The 8,980-nt window shown below is 42.7% G+C and carries 4 protein-coding genes; all 4 read left to right on the forward strand.

Annotated elements, in window-relative coordinates:
- The first annotated feature begins 92 nt into the window (after positions 1–92).
- On the forward strand, positions 93–683 hold the full coding sequence (locus CES82_RS10850) for a hypothetical protein (protein WP_098826229.1): 591 nt from the start codon (positions 93–95) through the stop codon (positions 681–683).
- Positions 684–691: 8 nt separating this feature from the next.
- On the forward strand, positions 692–1,750 hold the full coding sequence (locus tag CES82_RS10855; protein WP_098826231.1) for a DUF916 domain-containing protein: 1,059 nt from the start codon (positions 692–694) through the stop codon (positions 1,748–1,750).
- Between the two features lie 17 nt (positions 1,751–1,767).
- The gene (locus CES82_RS10860; protein ID WP_143466306.1) at positions 1,768–3,351 is read left to right on the forward strand and encodes a hypothetical protein; all 1,584 of its coding nucleotides are present in this window, start codon (positions 1,768–1,770) and stop codon (positions 3,349–3,351) included.
- A 465-nt stretch (positions 3,352–3,816) separates the two neighbouring features.
- A partial coding sequence (locus CES82_RS10865) for an MBG domain-containing protein (RefSeq protein ID WP_180245733.1) occupies positions 3,817–8,980 on the forward strand: 5,164 nt, incomplete at its 3' end.

The raw sequence follows: 8,980 nt of genomic DNA on the forward strand, positions 1-8,980 counted from the left end.
TTGTTGTACTTACGTTGTACAATGTGCGTCACGTGTCATTTTTAAGGAAATGTGTTATTTAAAAAAATTAATTAGTGAGGGAGAACACCAACATGAAAAAACATATTTTAGGAGCACTTTTATTAGGATTAGCAACAGTAGGCGTCTTAGGGACGACAACGGCTTTTGCTGATGATGCAACGACTGGTAATTCAACCACAGCAGACAGCAAACAGAGTGCAACGACAACTGGTAACATCAGTTTTAGTGGCGGTACTTTGAGTTTGTATAATGTTACAGATTCAGCAGTGCTTGGCAAGGAAGGTCTCAAAGTTAGTGACGTTTATACAAATGGTATTCAACAAGCCAGTGCTCCGCTCACTGCATCGGTTGATGACTTTTTGGGAGACGGTAAAGACTGGAGCCTGAAGTTAGCTCAGAGTGGCTGGAAAGCCGGCAGTGATGGTTCAGCTGCAACGGCTACTACGTTAGATACTGGTACACTAACTGTGACACCTGATAAGGGCGCAAAACAAACCCTTACTACTGCCCCTGTAGAATATGGTAAAGGTTCAACTGGAACAGTGACACTTCCAGGTACGCTTAATTTCGATTTGCCTGCAGGAACTGCTGTTCAGACCGGGAGCTATACAAATACGCTGACTTGGACATTGGATGATTCTGTAACAGCTACCGCAAATTAGGATAAATTATGACAAGAAAACGATTTTTAGAGAGTTTAGTTGCCTTTGTGATGATGACCATGTTGATGATCATTCCGGTCACGGTCCATGCTGCTAGCAGCGGATTTTCAGTGCAGCCGATTACTTCGAAAGCGCAACGAGATAAATCCGAGTCGTACTTTGACGTTATCGTGAAGCCCAATCAATCAACTGATTTGAAAGTTAAATTGGTCAACCGCACTAAACAAGCGATTCAGGTTAAAGTGGCCGTTCACTCTGGAGAAACCAATGATAATGGGATGGTTGATTATAGTGGTCTGCAAAAAAAGGACAACACACTTCGATATGATTTATCCCAGTATTTAAAGGGACCGAAAAAGGTGACGGTGCCAGCTAATAGCCAGCAAATTTACACGGCGAAGTTGACCATGCCTGAAAATCAGTTACCGGGGTTAATGGCTGGAGGATTCACATTTAGTCCAATGAACTATTCGACAGCCACGAAAAAAAGTGCCAAGTTGTCGATTACTAACCGGTTCAGTTATGGCATTGCGGTCGTGACGCGTAATCAGGATCGAACATGGCAGCCACAGCTTAAGATAGGCCAAGCTACTGTTACTCAGCAGCAAGCTAAGAACGCAATAGCAGTACCAATGCATAACGTGAAAGCGACCTTTTTGAATCAGCTGAAGGTTAATGTAACGGCGACTAATAACCGAACCCATAAAGTGTACAAGAGAACAGCTGATGCGATGCAGATGGCACCCAATTCACATTTTACTTACCAGGTTAGGTTACCGAATAACGTAACAGCTGGGCGCTATCTTGTGAACACAACGGCGTACTACGTTAAAGATCAAACTGGTCAGTATACTGATTCAACAGGAACACACTACAAGTACAAAACCACTAACACGTCTGATGTGATAGTGACGGCTAAGCAGAGTAAAGATTTACAGCAGCGGGCAAAACAAGCACGCGGGGGAACACCTTGGTTCATTTATGCGATTATTGCTTTGGTGGTCGTTTTATTGATCATCATCGGCACTTTGGTTACACTTTTAATTAAGAAGAGATCGAAAAAATAATCTATAGGGGGCGAGCAATGATGAGATTGAGAAAGATGATCTTCAGTTCATTGTTGGCCCTTTTTGTGTTTTTTTTGATTGGCGGTGGCAAGTCAGTCCAAGCAGCTAGTTATGATAATAATACGTTGACATCTTACGGGATTCCAGCGACAGTCGTTGAGGTAATGATGAATAATAGTATGTATGCGGATGGTAAATCACCGACACAGGAGGAACCGAACCTCAAGCCCACCGAGTTTACGGTTGGAGATGTTACCGAGCTGCAAGTCGTCAGTCTGGCCAATCGGATGGGTTCATATCAATCGACAGCTAATAGTACGGTTGCCGATTGGGTTGCAAACGGCGCAGCTAATAGTGTATATGATATTAGTCCTAATGTGTATGCGCAAAATACCGAGGACAAGGTTACGGGAGATAGTGGCAGTTTGGCAAACAAAGCACTGATCTTTGATGGGCATACGCTAGATAATCATTACGCTCCACCGTTTAATATGTTGATGCAAATCATTGCTTCGGCAAACAATGCGACAACAGTTGATCTGACAGGTGTGACTTCAGAGGTGAAGGATACCACTTTGGCCCAGTCACTGATCAGTTTGTTCCAGACACCCCGATTATCGTCGCTTAACACACTATTACTGGGCGATGACAATTTAACGGACTTTAAGTTTTATATGATGGGACAGACAGTGATGGACGTCACCGATGCACAGAATGTGACAGCCTTAGATCTGTCAAATAATGGGACCAGTCAAGTGGCCTGGGGACAAAACTTCCCAATCATGCGTCAACTTGACGATCTCGACTTAGCTGGTAATCAAGTGGCAACAATCAGTGATACGTTGAACAATATGCTGCAGTCAATTGTTAAACATGCCGGAACTACTGATATGAGTTCAAGTAGCTTGCAGATGAGCGACTGGAATACGTTGCAGAATATTATTGCGGTGCTCAATGCGACTGAAGGTGACATTAAGCTCAGCGATAAGTCTGTCAACGATATTGTTAACTCACAACCACAAGCATTGAACGATGGGGCAGTTGCAGCTGTTTTCAACCAACTAAATACCGACTCAATTCAGAAATTATTGTCTAGTAACAATAGTCTTAGTGAGCAGACCAAAACTGCTTTAACCCATAAGTTAAGCGGTAAGGACGATAGTGGCGGAACTGGTGGCACATCAACGGCTGGAAATAACGTGGCGGTGTCCGGTAACCTTGATTTTGGAACCAACTCCCTCAGTGATTTAGATTCGACCTTCCAGGAAAATGGTAGCTTAGATTTTACAGCAACCCTTTTGCCAGGTAGTAAGCTGACTGCTACGTTGGCCTCATGGACAGGGCAAGATGGTAGCTTTTTTGGGGGAATCATTACACTTCCTAATAACGGCATCTTTAATGGTGACATAAATCTAAACAATACCAATTCGCCTGTTTTGTCTGAAAATAAAGGCAACGCTCCCGTTACTTTGACACAGCACACGTTAACGGGAATAACGCTTAACATTCCTGAAGATCAGCAGACTAGGATTCGGGCTACAAGCTATAAAACAACGATTACTTGGCATGTTAATGCCGACCAATCAGCTAATCAAAATTAGTGCCATTCAGTGGATAAGAATAGGTTACTTAAATTAAAACTATCAGGTAAAAGTGGTCTTATGCTTTTACCTGATAGCTTTTTTGAAATGAAACGGTAATGAAGAAGGCTCGAACCCTAAGCAATGGCATTGAAAGCGCAAGCAAACTTAATGGTTTGAAGTGTATTATTAAAAAGAGTTCCCAAACGTGCTAAAAAGACGTGCTATTTATTACACAGGTGGTATGATAAGATTCAAATAAGAAAATAGTTAACGCTCAAATAAGCAACTAGCTTGAAGATGCAAAATTAACTTATGGGAGATGAGTTAATTTTTTCGTTTTTGACTAGTGTCCTATTTGAATACGGCAAAATACTATCGGTAATAAGGGTCGTTGGAACAAATTATAATGTGCAATTAAACGATATCGTTGTGATTTGTAATAACTAGCTTTATTAAGTCAGCAAGTGGGGGTACATGAAATACATGACTAAACGGCAAAAAGCGTTATTAAATGACGCAACGATACAGCACAAAGAACATTATAAAATGTATAAAAGTGGTGGTGCATGGACTTTTGCCTGCATCTTTTTGATGTCTGGTCTTTTTTGGGCAGCACCAACGGTTACGGCGAAGGCAGCGGGTACAGCAATCAATACATCAAAGTCAGCCCTGGCTAATACGAGCAGTCAGTCGTCTGCGGATGGTTCTACCAGTCAGCAAAACGCTACTACTGGTGCTACCAATGGAGCGACCACTAAAGCTGAGACCGTACAAACTTCAACTACTGGTACTGCAGGTACGATTCAGGCTACACCAGCTGTTAAAGCTGCAGCGACTACGCCAAGTACAACGACTCCTACCAGTTCAGATGGTAGTACAATCACAGGCATAACAACGGCTAGTTTAAATGGGACCAATCCGGCTAATTTGAATGCGGATGGGACTATTTCTAAAGCTGATAAAACGGATGTGACCACTTCGTCTGTTCAAGCTGTGAAAGATAATTTTAAAGCGGAACAGATTGTCAAAGCAAAGGATAGCAATGGCAAGAGTACAATTAACCCTAAAGATGTATCAAATACTATTGCTAACGGTGGGGTAACATTAGTACCAGCTAATTCTAATAATACAGCTGGGACCTTAGTTTTTAAGAACCAGATTGATACTAGTCAGCCTTTTACCTTTAATGCTACTTTTACTTCTCAAGCAACAGGCGGCGGTGGTGGTATTGGCTTCATTTTGCAACCAGTTGATCCGCAAGATGCTGGTGTTGGTGAAGGTAGTGATCCATCTGCCGATATTGGTATCTATGGTCAACCTAATACGACTTTTATTGGTCGTGATGGCTATATTGATGATGCTTTGGATGCCCAGAAAAATCATGTGAAAGCTGATACTGATTGGAAGTCACTTACAATACGACAAACTTCCGCTGACAGTACAGGTGTATTAACATCAACTACACCGACATGGGCGACTTCCCTTTACTCACAGAGTGTACCACTGACAGAATATGCAACATTAAAATGGGCACCAATTTCTGGCATTGTGGATCAAAAGGTGTCGGGAACTTTAACTTATACAACTTATTCAGATGCTGCCCGAACCAAACAAGTTCAAACACTTTCGACTACTTCATCAACTTATATCCCAACAACTAAAATCAGTTCAATCACGCTGAATCAATCAGTTTCAATCGCGGCTTTTGGGGCTACTGGCAATGAATTAGACATGCGTAGTGTTCAAGTCGCAGATCCTAAAAATACCGCAGATGTCGGCGGATTTACAGCTAAAGTTAACACCATGCCTATCAAGATTACTTACGTTGATCAAAAGGGTGCAGTTATACACGCCGCTGATACGACGAATGTTAACGTTGGGGACAGTTTGACAATTGCTCCAACAACCGATTTAAGCACGAACACTTTCGCGCCAAGACCGATTGATGGTTACCGGTTTGTTAAAGCGGTTGCTAGCGATGGTTCGAACGCCATTACGGTTACGAACAGCGTGTTAAACGCCTTAACTTCAAACCCTAACGTCAACAACATCACGGTTTATTATACGAATCAAGTGTCTTACACAATTCAGCCAGTGAACGCTCAGGGGCAAGATGTCGCTGGATTAGCACCAACTCAAGGTACCGGCACAATTGGCAATTCAATTGCGGCACCAGTCTATACTGGCTATACTGCTGGGACGCCTTCCATCAAACTTTCTAACACTGATGGCAGTATTGTACCGGTTACTTATACAGCCAATCAGGGGAGTATATCGGTTAGCTATGTAGGACTTCCAGCAAATTTGACGCCCGCTAATGGCACCTTTAATGGACCGGTAGGCAGTACTTATGAGATTGATTCACCAACAATTGCTGGCTATACATCGGACCAAGCTGCAATTTCAGGCACAGTTTCTAAAACGGGTGATACGTCATTTACGGTGACATACACAGCAAGTAATAATAGTTATCAAATCATTCCTGTGGATGCTAGTGGTAAAGTGATTGCTGCGTTGACAGCGATGACTGAAACTAGTACGACAGGTTCAAAGATTGTTACGCCGACCTATGCTGGTTACACGCTTGATTCTACTCAGACACTGTCAATGACGCAGTCTGGCGTGTCGAGTTATCAAGTGAAGTACAATGCCACGCCATACACGGTGACAGTGACTTACATTGGATTGCCCACAGCACTCAAATCAGGAACTGCAACAGGCGCAATTGGTACAGGTTATCAAATTAATTCGCCAATTGTTGCTGGCTATACAGCGGATAAAACGGCTGTTATTGGTACATTTTCGGGTAACACTCCTATCACGGTAACTTATACCGCTGATACGAAGGTATATAAGGTTCAGGCTGTCGACGCTAGTGGTGTACCGATTGCCACTTTGGTTCCACAACAATACAGTGGTCAAACGGGTAAACCAATCCAGGAGACGACTTATAAAGGTTATACAGCCCAAGAGAGTAAAGAAACTGTGCCTGCTGAGTCTTCACCAGTTCCGGTTATTAATGTTGTATATACTGCTAATAAATCAACAGCGACAGTGACCTACACTGGACTACCGACAGATTTAACACCTGCTGATCAAGTTAGTACCGGTGTGACAGATGGTACTTACCAAGTGGTCACGCCTACCGTAGCTGGTTACACTCCAGATAAAGCTATCGTAACTGGTACCTATAGCAATTCAGGCAACAGTACGCAAACCGTAACTTATACAGCTAACAATAATAGTTACACAGTTACGCCAGTTGATACGGATGGTAATCCTATCGCTGGATTGAGTACGACTAGTGAAACGACGCCAACAAATGCAAAAATTACCATACCTGATTATATTAATCAAGGGTATGAACCAATTGCTGGTCAGACACAAGTGACACAACCTGGTGTGACTAATTATCAAGTTAAATATTCAGCTGAAAAACAAACGGTTAATGTCACATATGCTGGACTACAAACTGCTGCAGAGACGCCTGCTTCACAAAGTCAGACTGGGACATTGGGTGGGACATATAATTTTGTTTCACCTACGATTACTGGTTATACGCCTGATCATGCTGTCATTAATGGCACCTACACTAAAGGCGGAAACACTGATTTTACAGTTACTTACGCAGCTAATCCAGAGACGGTTACGATCACTGCAGCTGGGTTGGACCCAACCACCGCCGCAAAGTATTCTGTTCAAACAAAACCAGGCAAATATGGTGATTCATTTACTATAACAGCAACGACCATTCCTGGTTATACCCCAGATAAAACAACGATTACTGGAACGTATAGCGCGGATAGCAGTAGTAACATGTATGTTGTGACTTATACCGGTCAGCCAGCTTCGGTGACCATTAACTATACTGGTGCTGGGACAAATGCTAACCCTAAATCTGTCACTTTAACGGGGATAGTTGGTGGGTCATATTCTCAATTAACACCTTCAGTACCTAATTACACACCTGATCAAGCAACGGTTGCTGGGATGTTCACGGCGACTGATTTAACTAGCAAAAATATGACAGTTACGGTGAAATATTCTCCAAGTAAGAATGCCTACACAGTTGAACCAGTTGATGCTGATAAAAAGCCTATTTCAGGATTGAAATCAACACTGGTTGTAGCTGTGAAGGGTCAAATTACATTGCCCGATTATAGCAGTCAGGGATACGTTCACGTGGTTACGAATGCTCAAGGTCAGTATGTAGTTGCCAGTCAATCCGACAATATTATTACTGCACCTGCAAGTAATCAGGAATTAATCCAAGAAACCTATCAAAAACAAGTTTCATACACGGTATCACCAGTAGATGATGGGAATGCTATCAACACCTTAGCGTCAGTTACCGCAATTGGACTTGTCGGTCAAGTGGTCATACCGCCTGTTGAACCGGGTTATGAATTAGTGGATAGTTCTACAAAACATCTAGTACAAGACACTGACTCAGCCGGTAAGAGTGACATCATTGACATTGCATATCAAGCTAAGCCAGTGACGGTGACAGTTGTTCCAGTTGATGGCAATGGGCAAGCTATTAATGGTCTCCAAACCACGGTGGTTACGGATGATGGCAAGACGCCTCGTGGTGGGACGAGTTTTACTGTATCAGCGCCAACCTATGAGGATGAGGGCTATCAGCCTGCCTTGTCTGACACTTTGAATATTACAGTACCGATTTCAGATAATGGGTATACGGTTCAAGTACCTTATTTAAAGATGTTCACGACTGGGTTAACTGGTACTGAGAGTGAAACCTATAATGGTGCAACTCAAATAATTGATCCTGATGACTATACAGTAAAGTTGCCTGATGGAACGAATTATAGTTTGACAGTAAACGACCTTCAGTTAGTATCCGATGATGCCTCTAATCCTGTTGATAGCACCAGCACAGGTGCAACGGATGCTGGCAGTTATAAGGTTGAGTTAACAGCATCAGCTAAACAAGCAATTCAAAATTCGCTATCTAAAAATTATGCAGTAACGATTGATGATAGTACCGGTACGTTCACAATCACAAAGGTAGCATTAACACAACCAGCAGCTAATACAGCTAAAGTTCCTGTTAATGTTGCTAGTCCAGATGAGAATCCGCAGTTGGCAACTTCGATTGTGGTTCAGGGTGCAACTAAGGTCTACGACGGTGATGCCTCAAAAGATCCGAAAACCTTTAATGTGCTTGTACCTAGTCAGTATAAGGACTTTAAGCTTTCTACTTTAGATGCTAGCGATTTTGATCTTAGTTCGATTAATCAGGATGCTGGTAGTTATCAGGTCACGTTAAATGATCAAGGAATTCAAGCGCTGCAAGCAGATAATCCAAATTATCAATTTGATGCTGCTGATGTGCAGAATGGATTGTTTGTTATTACAAAAGCACCAGTTGCGATTACAGTTAGTGATAGCGCCAAGGTCTATGATGGCACTACGAATGTGGGTGCTACACAGATTGAAGTGACTAGTCCAGAGGGTGTGACCATTCCGACTTTGACCACTGACGACTTTGATTTAAGCGGGATCACGAGTGCCAACGTTGGTAGCTATGCGGTAACGCTGAACCAAGCTGGGATTGAAGCACTGCAAGGTGCAAATAAGAACTACACAATTACGAGCAGTAATGTGGCAGCCGGTAATCTGACGA

Source organism: Secundilactobacillus silagincola (assembly GCF_002583405.1).
Taxonomy (GTDB): Bacteria; Bacillota; Bacilli; order Lactobacillales; family Lactobacillaceae; genus Secundilactobacillus; species Secundilactobacillus silagincola.

What these genes read in the sequence shown, in the direction of transcription:
- CES82_RS10850 (WP_098826229.1), top strand. Translation starts at nt 93, where the DNA reads ATGAAAAAACATATTTTAGGAGCACTTTTATTAGGATTAGCAACAGTA.
- CES82_RS10855 (WP_098826231.1), top strand. Translation starts at nt 692, where the DNA reads ATGACAAGAAAACGATTTTTAGAGAGTTTAGTTGCCTTTGTGATGATG.
- CES82_RS10860 (WP_143466306.1), top strand. Translation starts at nt 1,768, where the DNA reads ATGATGAGATTGAGAAAGATGATCTTCAGTTCATTGTTGGCCCTTTTT.